The organism is Gordonia sihwensis NBRC 108236 (assembly GCF_000333035.1).
Taxonomy (GTDB): Bacteria; Actinomycetota; Actinomycetes; order Mycobacteriales; family Mycobacteriaceae; genus Gordonia; species Gordonia sihwensis.
The window spans coordinates 153,781-171,881 of record NZ_BANU01000005.1; the positions used below are offsets into that span (position 1 = coordinate 153,781).

The 18,101-nt window shown below is 67.7% G+C and carries 21 protein-coding genes; 12 read left to right on the forward strand and 9 right to left on the reverse strand.

Annotated features, from left to right (window positions below):
- The first annotated feature begins 28 nt into the window (after positions 1-28).
- Positions 29-802, forward strand: coding sequence for a uracil-DNA glycosylase (locus GSI01S_RS03935; protein ID WP_006895108.1), 774 nt, complete (start codon positions 29-31; stop codon positions 800-802).
- Positions 799-1,110, forward strand: a complete 312-nt coding sequence (locus GSI01S_RS19730; RefSeq protein WP_039866854.1) for a hypothetical protein — start codon at positions 799-801, stop codon at positions 1,108-1,110. The genes GSI01S_RS03935 and GSI01S_RS19730 overlap by 4 nt, the downstream gene beginning before the upstream one ends.
- Before the next feature lie 3 nt (positions 1,111-1,113).
- Here GSI01S_RS19730 and GSI01S_RS03945 read toward each other — a convergent pair whose 3' ends face one another.
- Entirely contained in the window at positions 1,114-2,688 is a 1,575-nt protein-coding gene (locus tag GSI01S_RS03945; RefSeq protein ID WP_039866855.1) for an ATP-dependent DNA ligase, read from the reverse strand.
- Between the two features lie 137 nt (positions 2,689-2,825).
- Between GSI01S_RS03945 and GSI01S_RS03950 the strand changes: the two genes are divergently transcribed.
- The 3 genes from GSI01S_RS03950 to GSI01S_RS03965 are packed head-to-tail and all read left to right on the forward strand — an operon-like array spanning position 2,826 to position 5,489.
- Positions 2,826-3,251: an NUDIX hydrolase gene (locus GSI01S_RS03950; RefSeq protein ID WP_051999596.1), complete on the forward strand. Its 426-nt coding sequence runs from the start codon at positions 2,826-2,828 to the stop codon at positions 3,249-3,251.
- A gap of 25 nt (positions 3,252-3,276) precedes the next feature.
- A complete protein-coding gene (locus GSI01S_RS19735; protein WP_081598065.1) occupies positions 3,277-4,740 on the forward strand; it encodes an ABC transporter permease subunit in 1,464 nt (487 codons plus the stop codon).
- Entirely contained in the window at positions 4,737-5,489 is a 753-nt protein-coding gene (locus tag GSI01S_RS03965; RefSeq protein ID WP_006895113.1) for an amino acid ABC transporter ATP-binding protein, read from the forward strand. Before GSI01S_RS19735 ends, GSI01S_RS03965 begins: the two co-directional genes overlap by 4 nt.
- 12 nt (positions 5,490-5,501) lie before the next feature.
- Here GSI01S_RS03965 and fdhD read toward each other — a convergent pair whose 3' ends face one another.
- Positions 5,502-6,338 carry a formate dehydrogenase accessory sulfurtransferase FdhD gene (gene fdhD, locus GSI01S_RS03970; RefSeq protein WP_006895114.1) on the reverse strand — a complete coding sequence of 279 codons (837 nt, stop codon included), beginning with the start codon at positions 6,336-6,338 and terminating at the stop codon, positions 5,502-5,504.
- 43 nt (positions 6,339-6,381) lie between these two features.
- Between fdhD and GSI01S_RS03975 the strand changes: the two genes are divergently transcribed.
- A complete protein-coding gene (locus GSI01S_RS03975) occupies positions 6,382-7,239 on the forward strand; it encodes an EamA family transporter (RefSeq protein ID WP_006895115.1) in 858 nt (285 codons plus the stop codon).
- A 5-nt stretch (positions 7,240-7,244) separates the two neighbouring features.
- On the opposite strand, the gene GSI01S_RS03980 is transcribed toward GSI01S_RS03975, so the two are convergent.
- On the reverse strand, positions 7,245-7,682 hold the full coding sequence (locus tag GSI01S_RS03980) for a hypothetical protein (RefSeq protein ID WP_006895116.1): 438 nt from the start codon (positions 7,680-7,682) through the stop codon (positions 7,245-7,247).
- Between the two features lie 179 nt (positions 7,683-7,861).
- Between GSI01S_RS03980 and GSI01S_RS03985 the strand changes: the two genes are divergently transcribed.
- A complete protein-coding gene (locus GSI01S_RS03985) occupies positions 7,862-8,455 on the forward strand; it encodes a hypothetical protein (RefSeq protein WP_039866858.1) in 594 nt (197 codons plus the stop codon).
- A 19-nt stretch (positions 8,456-8,474) separates the two neighbouring features.
- Here GSI01S_RS03985 and GSI01S_RS03990 read toward each other — a convergent pair whose 3' ends face one another.
- Positions 8,475-10,385 (reverse strand): potassium transporter Kup, encoded by a 1,911-nt coding sequence (locus tag GSI01S_RS03990; RefSeq protein WP_039866859.1) that lies wholly within the window; start codon positions 10,383-10,385, stop codon positions 8,475-8,477.
- A 209-nt stretch (positions 10,386-10,594) separates the two neighbouring features.
- Between GSI01S_RS03990 and GSI01S_RS03995 the strand changes: the two genes are divergently transcribed.
- The 3 genes from GSI01S_RS03995 to GSI01S_RS04005 all read left to right on the forward strand — a co-directional run bounded on the left by GSI01S_RS03995 (position 10,595) and on the right by GSI01S_RS04005 (position 12,919).
- Entirely contained in the window at positions 10,595-11,629 is a 1,035-nt protein-coding gene (locus GSI01S_RS03995; RefSeq protein WP_006895119.1) for an NAD-dependent epimerase/dehydratase family protein, read from the forward strand.
- A gap of 391 nt (positions 11,630-12,020) precedes the next feature.
- Complete coding sequence (locus GSI01S_RS04000) at positions 12,021-12,623, forward strand: recombinase family protein (protein ID WP_006895120.1); 603 nt, start codon at positions 12,021-12,023, stop codon at positions 12,621-12,623.
- Positions 12,620-12,919, forward strand: a complete 300-nt coding sequence (locus tag GSI01S_RS04005; protein WP_006895121.1) for a hypothetical protein — start codon at positions 12,620-12,622, stop codon at positions 12,917-12,919. The genes GSI01S_RS04000 and GSI01S_RS04005 overlap by 4 nt, the downstream gene beginning before the upstream one ends.
- Positions 12,920-12,935: 16 nt before the next feature.
- On the opposite strand, the gene GSI01S_RS04010 is transcribed toward GSI01S_RS04005, so the two are convergent.
- The 3 genes from GSI01S_RS04010 to GSI01S_RS04020 all read right to left on the reverse strand — a co-directional run bounded on the left by GSI01S_RS04010 (position 12,936) and on the right by GSI01S_RS04020 (position 15,276).
- The gene (locus GSI01S_RS04010; RefSeq protein WP_039866911.1) at positions 12,936-13,382 is read right to left on the reverse strand and encodes a nitroreductase/quinone reductase family protein; all 447 of its coding nucleotides are present in this window, start codon (positions 13,380-13,382) and stop codon (positions 12,936-12,938) included.
- A 74-nt stretch (positions 13,383-13,456) separates the two neighbouring features.
- Positions 13,457-14,299: a 3-hydroxyacyl-CoA dehydrogenase family protein gene (locus tag GSI01S_RS04015; RefSeq protein ID WP_039866914.1), complete on the reverse strand. Its 843-nt coding sequence runs from the start codon at positions 14,297-14,299 to the stop codon at positions 13,457-13,459.
- A gap of 92 nt (positions 14,300-14,391) precedes the next feature.
- The gene (locus GSI01S_RS04020) at positions 14,392-15,276 is read right to left on the reverse strand and encodes an AMP-binding protein (RefSeq protein WP_006895124.1); all 885 of its coding nucleotides are present in this window, start codon (positions 15,274-15,276) and stop codon (positions 14,392-14,394) included.
- Between the two features lies 1 nt (position 15,277).
- On the opposite strand from GSI01S_RS04020, the gene GSI01S_RS04025 reads away from it, so the two are divergent.
- Both GSI01S_RS04025 and GSI01S_RS04030 read left to right on the forward strand, forming a co-directional pair.
- Positions 15,278-15,829: a phage major capsid protein gene (locus GSI01S_RS04025; RefSeq protein ID WP_081598069.1), complete on the forward strand. Its 552-nt coding sequence runs from the start codon at positions 15,278-15,280 to the stop codon at positions 15,827-15,829.
- A 91-nt stretch (positions 15,830-15,920) separates the two neighbouring features.
- A complete protein-coding gene (locus GSI01S_RS04030) occupies positions 15,921-16,457 on the forward strand; it encodes a hypothetical protein (protein WP_006895126.1) in 537 nt (178 codons plus the stop codon).
- A gap of 156 nt (positions 16,458-16,613) precedes the next feature.
- Here the strand turns inward: GSI01S_RS04030 and GSI01S_RS04035 are convergent.
- Positions 16,614-17,806, reverse strand: a protein-coding gene (locus GSI01S_RS04035) for an IS3 family transposase (protein WP_085950735.1) whose coding sequence is annotated in 2 segments (ribosomal slippage) — positions 16,614-17,519 and positions 17,522-17,806 — 1,191 coding nt in all. Because the reading frame shifts where the segments join, the coding sequence is not laid out codon by codon here.
- A gap of 46 nt (positions 17,807-17,852) precedes the next feature.
- The gene (locus GSI01S_RS20660) at positions 17,853-18,092 is read right to left on the reverse strand and encodes a HEPN domain-containing protein (protein ID WP_369403323.1); all 240 of its coding nucleotides are present in this window, start codon (positions 18,090-18,092) and stop codon (positions 17,853-17,855) included.
- Positions 18,093-18,101: the final 9 nt, after the last annotated feature.

The following is an 18,101-nucleotide window of genomic DNA, read 5'->3' on the forward strand; positions in this document are numbered from 1 at the left end:
GGCGCGGTTCCCGACTACGGTGGAGTCCATGGCGCCGCGCCCCGAATCCGCGCCCGATCGGGCGGCCAGTGCCCGCACGTTGACCGCGTTGGACGATCTGATCGCACAGTGCCGGGCCTGTCCGCGGCTCGTCGCCTGGCGCGAAGAGGTCGCCACCGTCAAACGCGCGGCCTTTCGCGACCAGACCTACTGGGGTCGCGCCGTTCCCGGTTTCGGACCGGACGACGCACGGATCCTCGTCGTCGGGCTGGCTCCGGCCGCGCACGGCGCCAATCGCACCGGCCGGATGTTCACCGGCGACCGCAGCGGCGATTTCCTGTTCGCCGCACTGCACGCCGTCGGACTCGCGTCAGCGCCGCATGCGGTATCCGCCGACGACGGCCTGCGGCTCATCGACACCCGGATCACGTCGCCCGTGCACTGCGCTCCGCCGGCCAACAAGCCGACGCCCGATGAACGTCGCCGGTGTGCGCCATTCCTGTCGCGGGAACTGGAACTGCTGGCACCGACCGTCCGGGTGGCGATCGCTCTCGGCGGATTCGGCTGGCAGGCGCTGCTGTCGTCCCTCTCCGAGGGCGGTTGGATCGTGCCGCGTCCACGGCCGCGGTTCGGGCACGGCGTCCGCGCGGTGATCGACCATCCGGACGGCCGGCGTCTCACCGTTCTCGGATGCTTCCACGTCAGCCAGCAGAACACCTTCACCGGGCGGCTGACGCCGGAGATGCTCGAAACCGTGTTGCTGGAAGCGAAGGCCGCAGCCACGCCGTCGGGCTCGACGGCACCGATAACGTCGAGGACATGACCACCGATCCCGAACCCGTCGAACTGTGCTGTCAACTCTGGGCCCGGCCCGGCCTCGCCGCCGATCTGTCGGCCTATGAAGACGAGGTCCTCGCCCTGCTACCCGATCACGGCGGGGTGCTTCTCGCTCGCGCGCTCGGTTCCGGCACCGCCGACGTTCCCGACGAGACGCAGCTGATCGGTCTGCCCGATCAGGCGGCCCTGGAGGCCTACCTCGCAGATCCGCGCCGGACGAGCCGGAGCGCCGAGCGCGATCGTGTCGTCGAGCGCACCGTGCTGTTCCCGGTCCGAGTCGTGACGCCGCACTGACGATCACCGCATCGCGTCGGACGCCCTCGAATCGAGCAGATCGCGCAGCGCGTCGATCGTGTCCGCCTCGGCGGCGGGCTTGGCGTCGGCCCCGACGCGATAGCGTTTCACCCGCGCGAACCGCAAGGCGACCCCGCCCGGATAGCGCGATGACCGCTGCACGCCGTCGATCGCGATCTCCACCACCGTCTCCTGCCGCAGCGCGGTGACATGGCCCGCAGTGTCGACGGCGATCGTCGGAAAGTGCGCGGTCTGCCATCGCAGCAGCTCGTCCGTGAGTCCCTTGAAGGTCTTACCCACCATGACGAATCCACCGGGCGGACCGAATCGCCCCGCCGGATCCCGCGCGCCCAGATGCAGGTTCGACAGCATCCCCCGCCGCCGTCCCGATCCCTGTTCGACGGCGAGCACGACCAGATCGAAGGTGTGCACGGGCTTCACTTTGATCCAGTGACTGCCGCGGCGCCCGGCCGCGTACGTCGAGTCGAGCGACTTGACCACGACCCCCTCGTCGCCGGTGCCGACCGCCGCGGCGAAGAAGTCTTCGGCGAGGTGGCCGGCGGAGGGACCGGTCACCTCGATCCCGCGGATCATCCGCTCCCCGACGATCTCGGCCAGCACCCGCCGCCGACGCCGCAGCGGTGAGTCGATCAGGCTCTCGCCGCGGGCGTAGAGCACATCGAAGAACCACGCCGACAATGCGGTGCCGCCGCCGGAGCCGAAGCGACTCATCGTCTCCTGAAACGGCCGCGCCGCACCCGAGGGATCGAGAGCGAGTGTCTCGCCGTCCAGGACCAGGTCGCCGCCGGGGAACTCGGACACCAGTTCGGCGAGTTCGGGGACCCGGGAGGTGACGTCGGCCAGACTGCGCGTGTAGACGGTGACCGCGCCGCCGACGCGATGCACCTGGATCCGGGCGCCGTCGAGTTTCGCCTCTACGGAGGCCTCCCCCGTTTCGGCGACCGCGGCCGACGCGGACTCGGCCGTGGAGGCGAGCATCGGCGAGACCGGGACTCCCGGCGTGAGGCCGACTGCGGTGAGGTCGGATCCCGCACACGCCTGACGGACAGTGGTACCGAGGTCCCCGGAGAGCATCGCCGCCCGGCGCACCACTGCGGTCGGCAGACCCGCCGCCATCGCGGCCGCATCGGTGACCACGCTCTCGAGCGCACCCGTCCGCATCTCGGCGGTGAGCACCCGGATCAGATAGTCCTGTTCGTCGGCGGTCGCACGCGACATCAGGGCGTGCAGTGCCTCCGCTCGGGTGCGCACCGCACCGGGACCGCGCGTGTTCGCCAGCGTCGTGAACGCCGCGTCCACATCGCTCACGGTGAGCGACGGGGTCGCCGCCGGTTCGGTGCGAGCGGCATGAGCGGCACGCCGGCCGACTCCGAGCCGGCCCTGACGCGGGCGGCCCAGCAACAGTCCGACGGCCGCTGGAATCTCATCGGCCGACAGCGCTCGCAGAAGATCGGCGATCCGCTGTGTCTTGGCGTTGCGAGACCTCGTGGCGGTCACGTCCGCGGCCGTCTGCACGACGGCGTCGAGTCCTGTGCGTTGCTGTCGCCGTGCGGTCACTTCACCGAGGATAGTGGGGCGAGCCCGCCCGCAGAGGTGTCGCGATCACCGTCAGAACAACGGACCGGCGTTGCGACGAGCAACCCACTGTGACGCGGAGATAACCGCACGACCACGCGGAGATCTACGGTGTGAGGATGGATCCAGTGCTGGCCGCGGGCGCGGTCATCGTCGACGACGGCGGACGAATACTGATGATCAAACGCGGTCACGCACCGGAGAAGGGACGTTGGTCGGTACCGGGCGGACATGTCGAGGCCGGCGAGACCCTCGCCGAGGCGGCCGCACGTGAGGTCCGGGAGGAGACCGGCCTCGAGGTGGTGATCGGTAGGGAACTCTGGTGCGCGATCATCGATTACAGCGACGCGGAGACCTTCGAGATCCACGACTTCGCCGCGACGGTGATCGGCGGCGAGCTGCGCGCGGGCGACGACGCCGAGGACGCACGATGGATGACCGCTGACGAACTCGAACGTGCACCGCTCGTCGGCCGGCTCCGCGCGCATCTGCGTGCCGCCGGAATCCCACCCTCGGACCAGGTGGCGCCAAAGGGTCCCATCTGATCGGCCGGCGGGGTTTACTCCCCCTATGAGCCTCCGACCGCGAGCCCCGGCGCTGCTACTGGCAGCGCTGATCGCGGCAGTGGCAGTGGTGGGCGGATGCGGCGGCCCCGACGGTGGGCGTAGCGGCGAAGGCGTGCTCCGAGTGGGAACCGAGGGCACCTATGCGCCGTTCAGCTTCCACGACCCCGCGACCGGTCGACTCTCCGGCTACGACGTCGACGTGGCCGAGGCCGTCGCGCATCAGATGGGCATGCGGGCCGAGTTCGTGGAGGCTCCCTGGGACTCGCTGTTCGCAGCACTCGGCGCGGATCGATTCGACGTGGTCGCCAATCAGGTCACGATCACTCCGGAGCGGCGAGCCGAGTACGCGTTGTCCAGCCCGTACGCCGTCGGCGAAGGGGTGGTCGTGACACGGGCGGACGACTCGTCGATCCGGTCGTTGAACGATCTGAGGGGCCGCACCGTCGCCCAGACGGCGACGAGCAACTGGACTCAAGTCGCTCGCGACGCGGGTGCACAGGTGCAGACCGTCGAGGGTTTCACCCAGGCGATCACACTGCTTCGGCAGGGCCGGGTCGACGCGACGGTCAACGACAGCATCGCCGTGTACGCGTATTTCGCCGAGACCGGCGACTCGTCGGTCAAGATCTCGGCCAAGACCGGGCAGACGAGCGACCAGGCCTTCGCCGCCGCCAAGGGCAGTCCGCTGATACCGAAGATCGACCACGCGCTCGACCGTCTGCGGGCCGACGGCACGCTCACAGCGATCTCAGAGAAGTACCTCAAAGCCGATGCCAGCGGCAGCGGCCCGCGGGCACAGCCGCCGGAGAGCACCTGGGAGTTGATCGGGAGAAACCTCTGGCCGATGGCGAAAGCCACGCTCACCACCACCATCCCGCTCGCGGCGGTGAGCTTCGTGATCGGCCTGGCGATCGCGCTCGTCGTGGCACTCGCCCGGCTCGCGGAGAACCCGATTCTCTCGCGACTCGCGCGGATCTACGTCTCGATCATCCGGGGCACCCCGCTGTTGGTCCAGTTGTTCATCATCTTCTACGCGCTGCCCGAGCTCGGATTCAAAGTGCCGCCGCTGCCTGCCGCCGCGATCGCTTTCTCGCTCAACGTCGGCGGGTACGCCGCCGAGATCATCCGCAGCGCGATCATGTCGGTTCCCAAGGGCCAGCGCGAGGCCGCCGCGACCATCGGCATGAACTACGCGACCACGATGCGCCGCATCGTGCTCCCGCAAGCGGCGCGGATCGCGGTTCCCGGTCTGTCGAACACGCTCATCTCACTGGTGAAGGACACCTCACTCGCCTCCACGATCCTGGTGACGGAGCTCCTGCGCGTCGCGCAGATAGCCGCCGCGCCCACCTTCGAGTTCTTCGCCCTGTACATGACCGCCGCGGTCTACTACTGGATCGTGTGCCTCGTGCTGTCGATGCTGCAGGGCGTCCTCGAGACCCGTCTCGGAAGGTTCATCCCGACATGACCGCACTCATCCAGGTCGATGGTCTGACGAAGGCCTTCGGTGACAACGAAGTGTTGCGCGGCATCGAGTTCAGCGTCGACTCCGGGTCGGTCACCGCGGTGATCGGCCCCTCCGGATCGGGCAAGACCACCCTTCTGCGGTCGCTCAATGCGCTCGACGTACCGGACACCGGTGTGATCCGGGTGGCCGACGTGACGATCGATTTCGCCGGCGACTACGCCAAGTCCGACATCGCCCGCTATCGGAGCCAGAGCGGATTCGTCTTTCAGAACCACAACCTGTTCCCCCACAAGACGGTCTTGGAGAACGTCATCGAGGGACCGGTGGTGGTGCAGCGACGGCCGGTGGCGGACGCGACCGCGGATGCGCAGCGGTTGCTCGACAGCGTCGGCCTGGGCGACCGCGCCGACGACTACCCGGCTCAACTGTCCGGCGGTCAGCAGCAGCGGGTGGGGATCGTGCGCGCCGTCGCGATGAATCCGAAGGTGCTGCTGCTCGACGAGCCGACGTCGGCACTCGACCCGGAACTGGTCGGCGAGGTCCTGCGGGTGATCCGCGACCTCGCGGCACAGAACTGGACCATGGTCGTGGTCACGCATGAGATCTCGTTCGCCCGCCAGGTGTCCGACCAAGTGTTGTTCGTCGACGGCGGCGTGATCGTGGAGCGCGGCGCACCGGAGCAGGTCATCGGCGCTCCCGAGCACGAGCGGACAGCTGCCTTTCTGCGTCGTCTCACCGACCCGATCTAGATCCGGCAGCGGTCAGGCCGGCGCCACCCGAGCGGCGCCGGTGTACACGTTCATCGAATCGCCGCGGAGAAAGCCGATGAGCGTGAGTCCCGACCGCTCGGCGAGTTCGGCGGCCAGCGAGGACGGCGCCGACACCGCCGTGAGCATCGGGATGCCGGCCGTCACCGCCTTCTGGACCAGTTCGAAGCTCGCCCGGCCCGACACCTGCAGAATGGTTCCGCGCAGCGGCAGCCGGTCGCGTGTCAGCGCCCACCCGATCACCTTGTCGACGGCGTTGTGCCTGCCGACGTCCTCTCGCAGGGTCAGCAACTCACCCGACTCGGCGTCGAACAGCGCCGCCGCGTGCAGTCCGCCGGTGCTGTCGAAGGCTCGCTGTCCGGCGCGCAGACGTTCCGGCAGTTCGACGAGCAGCGACGGTCGCACCGTCGTCTCGTCTCCGCGCAGGTCGAACGCCGACGAGGTCTCCACCGCGTCGATGCTCGTCTTGCCGCAGATTCCGCATGCGCTGGTGGTCAGGAAGTCGCGCGCGGTGGCCGGTCCGGGCGGCGGGGTGTCCGCGGAGAGTGCGATGTCGAGCACGTTGTACGTGTTCTCCGTGCCGCCGGTGCCCGGCCCGCCGCAGTGGATCGCGGCCCGGAACTGCTCGGCACGGGTGATGACCCCTTCGGAGACGAGGAATCCCGCCGCGAGTTCGACGTCGGTGCCCGGTGTCCGCATCGTCACCGCCAGCGGCAGTCCGCCGATCCGGATCTCGAGTGGTTCCTCCACCGCGAGTCGGTCGGGACGACGCCGCGGCTCGTGTCCGATCCGCACCTTCGTCACCGGCCATCGGGCGGTAATCCTTCCCACCTCCGCCAGGGTATCCGCTGGGCCGGCCGATAGAGTCCCCACCGTGCAGACCCGTCCCGATCCCCTGCCTCGTGTGCCGCCGAGCGCGCTGGTGGTCGCTGCGGTGTTCAGCGTCCAGTTCGGCAACGCGATCGTCGGTTCGCTGTTCGACCGGGTGGGACCGTTCGGCGCCGCCGCCCTGCGACTCGGGTGCGGCGCGCTGATCCTGGCCCTTCTCGTCCGGCCACGGGTGCTGAGCTGGCCGCGGCGCACGTGGCTCGGCGTGCTGCTGCTGGGTCTGGGCCTGGGCGGAATGAACCTGTTCATCTATCTGGCGATCGATCGCGTTCCGCTCGGCGTCGCGGTTACCGTCGAGCTGATGGGACCGTTGGCCGTCGCCGCCGCGGGCAGCCGGCGCCTGATCGACGCCCTGTGGGTCGCACTCGCCGCGCTCGGGATAGCGATGCTCGGCGTGCACGGCGGCGCTGCCTTCGATGTTCGGGGAGCAGGATTCGCGGCGATGGCCGCCCTCTGCTGGGCCGTCTACGTCGTGGCCTCGGCCCGACTGGGAACCCGGGTGCACGGCGTCGACGGCCTGTCGGCGGCCATGCTGGTCGCGGCTGGGGTGATCGTCCCGATCGGACTGTTCCAAGCGGCGCCCGCGGTCGCCGACGACCCGGGCCTGCTCGCGGCGTTCGGCGGCGTGGCCGTGCTGACCTCAGTGATCCCCTACGCCCTGGAGTTCACCGCACTCAAACGGATGTCGACGCGTGTGTTCGGCGTGCTGTCGAGTCTGGGCCCCGCGGTGGCCGCTTTCGCCGGCTTCGTGGTTCTGGACCAGTCGCTGGACTCACGTCAGCTCGTCGCCATCGCACTCGTCGTCACGGCGAGCGCGGGCGTTGTCCTCACAGCCGCGCGGTGAGTGTCTCAGCGGGATGTGGTGACGGCCGAAGCGTCACGATTGAGCCGCAGCACCAGCGCGACGACCAGCGGCAGCTGACACGCTGCGTAGATGATGTGGAAGACGTAGTGCACGTTGGGATTCTGCGGCGCTGAGACTGCGTTGCTCTGCGGTATGAGGCCGATCAGTGATGCGACCACCAGGATCCACGCCCAGATCAAGAGCAGCCAGCTCGACGCGGCACGAGCTCGTGGAACGAAGCCCAGCAGTCCGAGACCGAGGTAGACCGCGGTCGGAAACATGTTGGTGACGCTGAGCAGAGGCGTGGCCGGCATGTCGACGCGGTCGTGAATGAGCACCCCCGCCAGCGCGACGGCGGCGAATGCCAGGACGAGCACGTCGTCGCGCCTCGCGATGCGCCGATCCACCTGCGCCGACTTCGCTGTCCGCGTCCGCACCGCCACAAGAACCCACCTTCACTCCCTGCAGTGATGCCGATCCCTCGACCGCACTGGAGACTTCACCCCAGGACAAGGTAAGTGCATGAGAGCGGCAGAAATCTAGGGACCAAAGTAATCAGCCGGCGAGGAAATGTCGGGACATTCGGATTGCTCGACCGCTTTGCGCACTGTTCAATGTCCTCGTGTCATTTGAACGTACGACAAGAATCAGAATCGTCGCGATCATCGCAGCCGTCGGATCACTCCTCGGTTCGCCCGCCACCGCGTCGGCCGCGCCGGCGCGCACGTGCGTCGTCGATCCGGGGAACGCCACGCGAACGGTCACCTCCCTGATGGAACACTGCACCGCCGAGGAGATCCTCGGGTTGTTCGCCGATGCGCCGCTGGGCGTTCGTCCCCTCGGGAAGAAGAAGCTCTCCCTGCTCCCGGTGTTCCAGCTTCGGGGCCGGACACTGCCCCATGAGGCGGGGAAGACCCTCACTCGCACCCAGAGCGTCCTCGGGGACGCATTGACCTTCACCGAACGGGGCGGGCGCCCCTGGGTGTACAAGAACTACGTCTGGGGCACCGACGCCGGAGCCGAGGTGGTTCCCGCCGTCTCGCGCGTCGACGGTCGGCCGGTCTACGCCGCGGACTTCTCGGCTGATTTCCTCGGTGAGCCGGTCAGCCTCCATGAGTACCGTCAGCTCACGCCGGGTGTGTGGATCGCCCGCGACATCGGCGGCGGCAGCGGCCCCACCTCGACGCCGACGGGCGGGGTCATCGCGCTGAGCTGACCGGCCGAGGCCGCCTGCGTCACACCGGGATCCGTGCCCCCATCACGACGAGTTGCTCGCGCGGAAGCCGGAAGTAGTCACTCGCGTCCGACGACACGTGCGAACTCGCCAGAAACACTCGCTTGCGCCAGCCCGCCAGGCCCGGTTCGTCACTCAGACGCAACTCCACAGTCGACAGGAAGTACGTCACTGCCGCGGGGTCCACACCCACCGGAAGGTCACGTATCGCACCGAGAGTCGCCGGGATGTCCGGCGGCTCGGCATACCCGAAGCGGACGACGACGGCGCTGATCCCCTCGTCGTCGGCACCGAGGTCGATTCTGCGGACCCGCGCCGCAGGATCGACGCGGGGCGCGGTAGCGACCTCCACCGACACGAAGAGGACCTGCCGGTGCCGGACACGGTTGTGATCGACGTTCGCCCGGAACGCGAGCGGTGCGCTGGCCGGGTCGCGATTGAGGAAGACCGCCGTGCCGTCCACCACGTCGACCTCGCGCTCCCCCGACCGCAGCGATTGGAGGAACTCGTCGACGGGGCCCTCGAGCAGCGATCGACGAGCCGCTACCAGCAGGCGACCGCGCCGCCACGTCGTCATGATCGCGAAAGCCGCGAGAGCGATGACCAACGGCAGCCACGCCCCGTGGACGAACTTGGTGATGTTCGCCGCGAAGAACAGCAAGTCGACGGTCAACAGTGCGGCCGCGGCGGGCGCCAGCAGCCACCACGGGATCCGCCAACGGTGCCGTGCGACGACGAAGAACAGGATCGTGGTGATCGCGATGGTCCCGGTGACCGCCATGCCGTACGCGTAGGCGAGGGCGTCGGAACTGCGGAATGCGAACACCAGGGTGATCACCGAGACCATCAGGAACCAATTGAGCCACGGAACGTACACCTGCCCGTACTCGCGGTCGGAGGTGTGCACCAGGCGTAGACGAGGCATGTAGCCGAGACGAGCCGCCTGCGAGGCGACGGAGAACGCACCGGAGATCACCGCTTGCGCCGCGATCACCGTCGCCATCGTCGTCAGCATCACGAGCGGGATCTGCCCCCACTGCGGGCTCAGCAGGAAGAACGGCGCGCTCAGATTGCGGACGTCGTGAAGCACCAGGGCGCCCTGACCGAGGTAGCAGAGTGTCAGGGCCGGCGCGACGATCAGGATCCATGCGGTGGAGATGGGTCTGCGCCCGAAATGGCCCATGTCGGCGTAGAGCGCCTCGGCCCCGGTCACGGCGAGCACGATCGCGGCCAGCGCGAAGAACGCGACGTGGAAATGACCGGCGACGAAACCGACCGCGTAGGTCGGCGACAGTGCGCGCAGGATGCCGGGTTCGGCTGTGATTCCGTGTATTCCGAGCACCGAGATGACGACGAACCACGCCGCCATCACCGGCCCGAAGTAGCGACCCACGCCGCCGCTGCCGAACCGCTGGGCGAGGAACAGCACGAAGACGATCAATGCGGTCAGCGGGACCACCCAGGAATGCAGCTCCGGATCGACCACTTTGAGGCCCTCGACGGCCGACAGCACCGAGATCGCGGGGGTGATGATGCTGTCCCCGAGGAAGAGTGCGGCTCCGAGGATGCCGAGTGCGGAGAGCACGATGAACGTCCGCGGATCGATCTGTTCCACCCACCGTTTCAGGAGGGTCATCAAAGCGAGAATCCCGCCTTCGCCGTCGTTGTCCGCGCGCATGGCGAGCAGCACATACGTGAGGGTCACGATGATCATCACCGACCAGAAGATCAGCGAGACCACGCCGTAGACGTTGTCGGACGTCGGCGCGATCGGGTGCGGGTCCCTCGGGTCGAAGACCGTCTGAACGGTGTAGATCGGACTCGTCCCCAGGTCTCCGAACACCACGCCGAGTGCACCGACGACCATCGCCGCTCGCAGCGGTCGCACCGCGCGCACTGCCTGTTCAGACATTCCTCGGACAGTACCCCGGACCGCGCGCAGACGGGGCCGGTAACGGCACGTGCGAACCCCCGGCGCGGACGACAAATCCGCGACACCCTTGCGCGGCGGTGAGCGGGCCAGATAGCCTCGTGCGAATTAGAACGTGTTCTAGTCTGCTGGGACGGGGCACGCCAGATCACCGGGCACTGTGGTCTGTCACGTCGGGAATGAGGATGCACATGAAGGTCGCCGTCACCGGAGCTGCTGGATTCGTCGGAACCAACCTGGTCAACCAGCTCGTCGCCGACGGGCACGACGTCGTCGCCATCGACCGGGTGTCGCCGGCGCACGGCCTCGATCACCCGCAGGTGACCTGGACTGCCGCCGACATCTTCGACCACGACGCACTCGTCGCCGCGTTCGACGGCGTCGACACCGTGTATCACCTCGTCGCGATGATCACCCTCAAACAGCAGGACGAACTCGCCTGGCGAGTGAATACACAGGGCGTTGCATCCACCGCTCGAGCCGCGCTCGCCGCCGGTGTGCGACGCTTCGTCCACTGCAGCTCGATTCACTCCTTCGACCAGTACACCGACAACGGGATCGTCGATGAGAACTCCGCGCGCTCGGAGAATCCCGCGCTCCCGGTGTACGACCGATCGAAATGGGCGGGCGAGCAGGAACTGCGCAAGGTGATCGCGGACGGGCTCGACGCCGTGATCTGCAACCCGACCGGTGTGTACGGTCCCGTCGACCACGGACTCTCACGCATCAACGGCATGTTGCGCGACGCGGCGCAGGGCAGAGTCCCCCTGTTCGTCGAGGGCAACTTCGATCTTGTCGACGTCCGTGACGTGGCCAAGGGCCTCACCCTCGCCGCCGCGCACGGCGCCACCGGCGAGAACTACCTGCTCGGCGGTGAACAGGTCTGCCTCTTCGAGGCCATGCGCGCCGTCGCAGAGCTCTGCGGGCGATTCCGCCCGCTGTTCGCCGTACCGCTGCGTCTGCTGAACGTGGTGGTCCCCATCGCCGAACCGATCAGCCATCTGTTCGGCTCCGACCTCGTCTCGCGTGCGTCCATCGCGGCGCTGGTCGCCCAACCCGTCGTCGACATCAGCAAGGCACGGACACAGCTCGGCTACGAGCCGCGGCCGTCCGCGGACACTCTCGCCGACCTCGTCTCCTTCCTGTGCGACTCGAAGCAGATGGGTTCCGCGCGCCCCCGGTCGGGCCGCGCGTTCGAGTCGGTCCTCCCCACCCCGGTCGGCTGACCCCGCCCCAGCCCCTCCAAGAACTCCCGCGCTGCTCGTCTCGCCCCCACCCGGGCGAGGCGAGCAGCGTTTTCGCATCTCACCATTATGCGACAGTCGCAAAATTATTATTGCGACGAGGTCTGGTGAGCGAGCGATCCCGCCGGGCTGATCTTCAGGCTTACTGCGAGCGACCCCGCGAGGCCCAATCTTCGCGCTCACTGAGCGAGCGCGACCCAGTCAGGCCTCATATTCAGGCTTATTGAGCGAGCGCAGCGAGTCGAAATGAACCACCACCACCGCAGGAACGACCCCGCCCCCACTGCGCTCGCTCGACCAGGCTGAGCGGACCACTCGAATTCGGGAGTGTCGCAAAACCAAGACCCGCCCCTTTTGCGATACATTGTGAGACATGAGAGACGATGAGGCCGTCGGCGCCGGGTACCGACTCGGCTATGCACGCGCGCCCGGAGGGTCTCAGCGACTCGAGGCACAGATCGATACGCTCACCGATGCCGGCGTAGAACCGTCGCGGATCTACAGCGACAGGTCCGGCGCCGGCACCCCCTCCTCCGAGCGCCCCGGCTGGGCAGCGCTGCTCGACTACGCGAGGCCCGGAGACACCGCCGTCGTCGTCGGCGTCGACCGACTGGGCCGCACCGCACGCGAAGTGCTCTCGAGTGCGCGCGAACTCACTCGGCGGCGGATCGGACTGCAGTCGCTGCGCGAGGGAGTCGATACCGCGGACCCCGCCGGAGCGATGATCGTCGGCGTCCTGGCGTCCCTCGCCGAGCTCGACGACGAGGAGCCGACATCGGAACACCGTCGGTCTCCGCATCGGCGCTCCCACGCCGCTTCCGGCGTCGGCCGGCCCCGCGCGCTGGACGAGACCCAAGCCGCCGCCGCCGAGCGCATGCGTGCCGCCGGCCATCCCGTACCCGCGATAGCCGCCGAACTCGGAGTCAGCCGAGCCACCCTGTACCGAACCCTCGCTGAAAGACGAACCCGCCGATGACCGCTCACTCCGCCGACCCTCAGACGACCGCGCCGCTCAGCGGTCACGCCACCGTGACGCGTCTGCCGACGTCGTATCCGCTCGTCGATCCGGAACTCGACGTATGCCTCGATCCGGACCTCTTCCAGCAGGGGTTCGACGAGTCGCTCGCCTACCTGTCGAGCCTTCCGCCGACGTGGGCGCGGCACCACGCGGCGTCAGTTCTCGAGAACGGCACCGACCCCGACGACGACCTGAGCTATCAGCGCGGTTACCGCGCCGGCCTCTACGGATTCCTTCGCCACGGCACCACCTGACACCCTCGCGTCGGTCTTACCTGCCGCGCGGCGTGAGAATGACCACGGGGATGTCCCGATCGGTCTTGCGCTGGTAGCCCTCGTAGCCGGGGTTGATCTTCACGATCGACGGCCACAGCCGCGACTTCTCCTCGGCGCTCGCCCGTCGCGCGGTCCATGAGGTCGTCGTACCGTCGACAGTCACCTCCACGTCGGGGTTCGCTGCAAGGTTCTTGTACCAGTCGGGGTGGTCGGAGTGTCCGCCCTTCGAGGCGACGACCACGATCTGATCGGCCGAGTAGATCGGTGCCGTGAGCATCGTCGACCGGCGCTGCCCCGACTTCCTTCCGATCGTGTGAAGCTCAAGAGTCTGCATCCCCAGCATGCGCTTCGGGAAGCGCCCGCCGGTGATCGCCAGGAGCGCACGATGACCGTTCTCCAGAACCCAGGCACCGGCGGACGCGATCGTGTCAGAGAGCTTCATGCGGCCCATTGTGCCGGAACGGCGCGTTCAGCGCCCTCGGCAGTCATGGATGACCGCTCAACCGACCGAACAGCTCACCATTCGTAGAATCCCTGCCCAGTCTTGCGGCCGAGATGCCCGGCTGCCACCTTGTCACGGAGGATCGCGGGCGGCTCGAACCTCGGTCCGATCTCCTTGGCGAGATGCTCGGCGATGGCGAGACGGACGTCGAGTCCGACGATGTCCGTAGTGCGCAAGGGTCCGGTGGGATGCTTGTAGCCGAGGGTCATCGCCGTGTCGATGTCCGCCGCGGAGGCGACACCTTCCTCCACCATCCGCATCGCCTCGAGTGCGATCGCCACTCCGAGCCGCGACGAAGCGAACCCCGGCGAGTCCGTGACGGTGATACCGGTCTTCCCGATGTCGCGCACCCACTGCTGAGCATCGGCGACCAGTGTCTCGGACGTCTTCGTGCCGACGACGATCTCGACGAGGTCGCTGGCCGGCACCGGGTTGAAGAAGTGCAGACCGATGAACTTCTCCGGTGAGGTGAGTGAATCGGCCAGACCGTCGATCGACAGCGAACTGGTGTTGGTCGCCACGACGGCGAGCGGAGCGGTCTTCTCTATGCGCGCCAGGACCTCCGCTTTGACCTCGACCATCTCCGGCACCGCCTCGATGACCAGTCCGCATTCGGCGAGGTTCTCAGCGCCGGTGGTGACGTCGGCTCGGCGAAGTACGTCGTCGACGGAATCGGCGAGCACGCCCCTCTCCGCCGCTTTGGTCAGACTCGAAGCGATCCGATCGCGAGCGCGGTCGGCGGCGGAGTCGTCCGCTTCGATCACCGTGACCGCGGTGCCGGAACACAGGAAGGCGTGCGCGATCCCGGCTCCCATCCGTCCGCCTCCGTACACCCCGACCCTGGTGGGCAAGCTCATCTTCGTCTCCGTCTCTTGCATGGTCTGGTCCGGCCTGCGGGAGTTCCGCAGCACCTCGATGTAGTCGTCGATACATGACATGGCGCGTCGATTCAGCCCGCGCCACCGACTCCGTCAGTCAGCGATTCCCGCAGTCGGAACTTCTGAATCTTGCCGCTGGGCGTGATCGGCAATTCACCGCGCGTGACAATACGTTCGGGGAGGTAGTGCTTCGAGAGCCCTTGCGCGAGAAGGTATTCCGACAGCCCTGCGAGCGTGCGCGCGGGCCGGCCGTCCTTCATCACGAGCACCGCGCAGACACGTTCACCGAGCCGTTCGTCGGGAATGCCGATGACGGCCGTGTTCAACACGTCGGGGTGGTCGAAGATCAACGACTCGATGTCGGTCACCGGGATGTTCTCGCCGCCCCGGATGACGATGTCCTTGCTCCGTCCCGACAGGGAGATCCAGCCGTGTTCGTCGATGCCGGCTCGGTCGCCGGTCGAGAACCACAGTCCCGGGCGATAGTCTCGCGATGTGGCATCGGGTCGGTCGAAGTAACCGTAGACCACACCGGGGCTCCGCATCAGGAGGTCGCCGACCACTCCGGCCGGGCACTCGTTGCCGTCGACGTCGACCACGCGCATCTCCGAGCCCTCGAAGACCGACCCGTCGGTGCGCAGAATGGCGTCCGACTCCTTCGGCGTACACGAGACGAGGATGCTGCACTCGGTCATCCCCCAGGCGGGAGCCACGTAGGCGCCGAGAGCCTCCGCGGCTTGGACCGGCAGATTCCGCGGTACCGACGATCCCGCGATCACCAGGCACGAGAGCGGGTTGTCCGCATCGCCGGCGAGATCGGTGCGCATCATGTCCTGCAGGAACGTGGGTGCGCCGAAGAAGGTGGTCACCCCTTCCTCCCGGATCACCTGCACGCCCCAGTCCGGATCCCATCGGTCGACGTGCACGGCGGTCCCGCCGAGAACGACGGTGAACACGATGCCGGCGCCACGAGCTCGCCGCCGGTCTTGTACAGTTCTCGTCTACGGCCTGGACAAGGCCCTGGAGGTCGAGGTGATCGGCGGAGACGGCACCGGCGCCCACCTGACCGGACTCCTCAACACCAGCGGCGTGCAGATCCAGGCGTTCGCCACCAACGCCCTGACGTCCATCCGTAAGGCCATCACGGCCCAGGAAACCCTCGGCTACGAGCCGAGCGTCCTGTTCATCTCCCCGGCCGATTGGGAGGCCGTGGAACTCCTGGCCACCTCGGACGACGCCATCGCATTCCGAGTCGTCCCGATTGACCTCATGGAACGTGAGCTGTGGGGACTCCGCGCGGTCCTGACCACCGCGCTCCCGGCAAAGACAGCCGTGGTCCTGGACCCGTCGGCAGTGAGCGTGGACGTCGTGGGCGCGGCCGTCGATATCGAGTGGGACACCTCGGGCGAACTGTTCGAGCGCAACCAGACCCGCGTCCGTGTCGAGGGCCGGTTCGGCGTGAGCGTCTACCGCCCCGAGGCCATCGTCAAGGTCGGCACCGCCGCCTGACAATGACCCTCTGACTCCGAGGCCCAGGTTCCGCACTCCGCCGCGCGGCGCCTGGGCCTCGGTTCCGTTTCAACACAAGGAGATTCACGCCGTGGGCATCATGGACCATATCCCGCACTTCGGCATGGAGTGGAGCGGATCACGAGTCACCTGGCTGGCGAAGAACCTACCGTTCGTTGGGGACGTCGATCTCAGTTCCGCTGGCATCTCCCCGTTCCGCGATGGCGGCCAGATTCCGAACTTCCGCAACGGGGGCCAGATCCCCGACGACCGAGCCGCCCGGCCCCAAGTCTCACTAGCCCGTCTCCACCGCCAACACGGCACCAGCGGAGAGCGCGCGACGTCTGCGCAGCGAGCCGGCGGAGCACTCCCGACCAACCGCGCCCAGGCCACGGAGGCCAACATGGCCGCCCGCCGGCGCCAGGGCGGGGCGTCGGCACCGACCCGACGCCGGCCGAACCCACCACGAGCTCCACGGCACTCCGCCGGCCAGCACACCGGCATCGGCGCCGACATGGCCGCCCTCACTCCGGCATCGGCCGGACTCAGCGGAGGCGGACCCGTCGGACTCCACGCCGTCACCGGCGCGCGGCGCCAGAAACACGAGTTCTGTCCCGGCGTGGCCTGACCGTCATGCGCGGCCGGGATCACCACGCCTGTGAGGTAACGCGCTACCGCCGAAAGAGCTTCGGATTACTCGCCATGAGGTCCCGCGTGCGCTCGCCCAAGTGATAGAACTGGGTGGACTGACGGGACTGCTGCACGAGTAGGTGACAGGTTGTAGTCACGCCGCGAGAGCGACGTTGTTGGCCATGATGGTCTCGAATTCGATGGGCGTCAAACGGCCGAGGCGGGCCTGTCGGCGGCGGCGGTGGTAGGTCCGCTCGATCCAGGTGACGATCGCGGTGCGCAGTTGCTCGCGGGTGGTCCAGGAGCGGCGGTCGAGGACGTTTTTCTGCAGGAGTGCGAAGAACGATTCCATGGCGGCGTTGTCTCCGCTCGACCCGACTCTTCCCATGCTCCCGACTATGCGATGACGGGTCAGGGCGCGCCGGAATTTGCGGCTTCGGAATTGAGATCCCCTGTCCGAATGCACCACACAGCCGGCGACATCGCCACGCATCGCGACGGCGTTCTCGAGCGCTTGGACGGCCAATCGGGACTTCATCCGGAAGTCGATCGAGTACCCGACGATCCGGCCACTGAATGCGTCCTTGATCGCGCAGAGGTACAGCTTGCCCTCCGCGGTCCGGTGCTCGGTGATGTCGGTCAGCCACAGTTCGTTCGGTGCGTCCGCGGCGAACACGTGCCGTGTCCGGCCGTGCTCGTCGACGACGGTGCAGAGGTCGTCGTGGACGGGCGGGCCGGGCTTGCGGTGTTTGCTCCGCTTGGGCTTGCCGAACGCGCTGAACCAGCCGTTCGCCGACGCGATACGCCACGCGGTCCGGTCCGCCATCGCTTCGCCATTGTCGCGGGCCTCGTCGGCCAGTAGCCGGTGCCCGAACTCGGGGTCGTCCTGGTGGGCGTCGAAAAGGGCGTTCGCGCGATAGGCCTCCACCACCTCGCTCGGGGTGATGGGATCGGCCAGCCACCGGTAGTAGGGCTGGCGGGAGAGCTTGAGCACCCGACACGTCACCGTCACAGGGACCCCTGCGGCGGCGAGCTCCGTCACGAGCGGGTAGAGCCTTTTCCCGGCAGGTTCGCCTGCGACAGATACGCCGCCGCACGGCGCAGCACCTCGTTCTCCTGCTCGAGGAGCCGGTTCCGTTTGCGCAGCTCACGGATCTCCGCGGACTCGGTCCGAGACGGGCCGGGCCTGGCGCCGTCGTCGATATCGGCGCGACGCAACCACTTCTGCAACGTCATCGGGTGGACCCCGAAGTCTTTCGCGATCTGCTCGATCGTGACTCCGGGTTCGCGGTGCTGAGCGACGCGCACGACATCGTCACGGAACTCGGACGGGTAGGGCTTGGGCACAGCAACATCCTTCCAGGCCCACCCCACGGGCAAGCCAGATCAGATGTCACCTATCCGTGCAGCAGTCCCGACAGATCCATCTCGTGGGCGCTTTAGAACCTGCTACCCGGTTGAGTAGAGCACACATCAGGAGTATCCGTCCGCTCCTCATCAGGGTCGAAATCTCGTACGAGTCATACGAAACCAATGGGTCGTGTTTCAGAGCTGTGTATCGGTCCCAGAACAGCCGCGCCCACTTGCACTCATCACCACCGACGAACTTCCGGAACGCTGAACCAACGTGCATAGCCAGCAA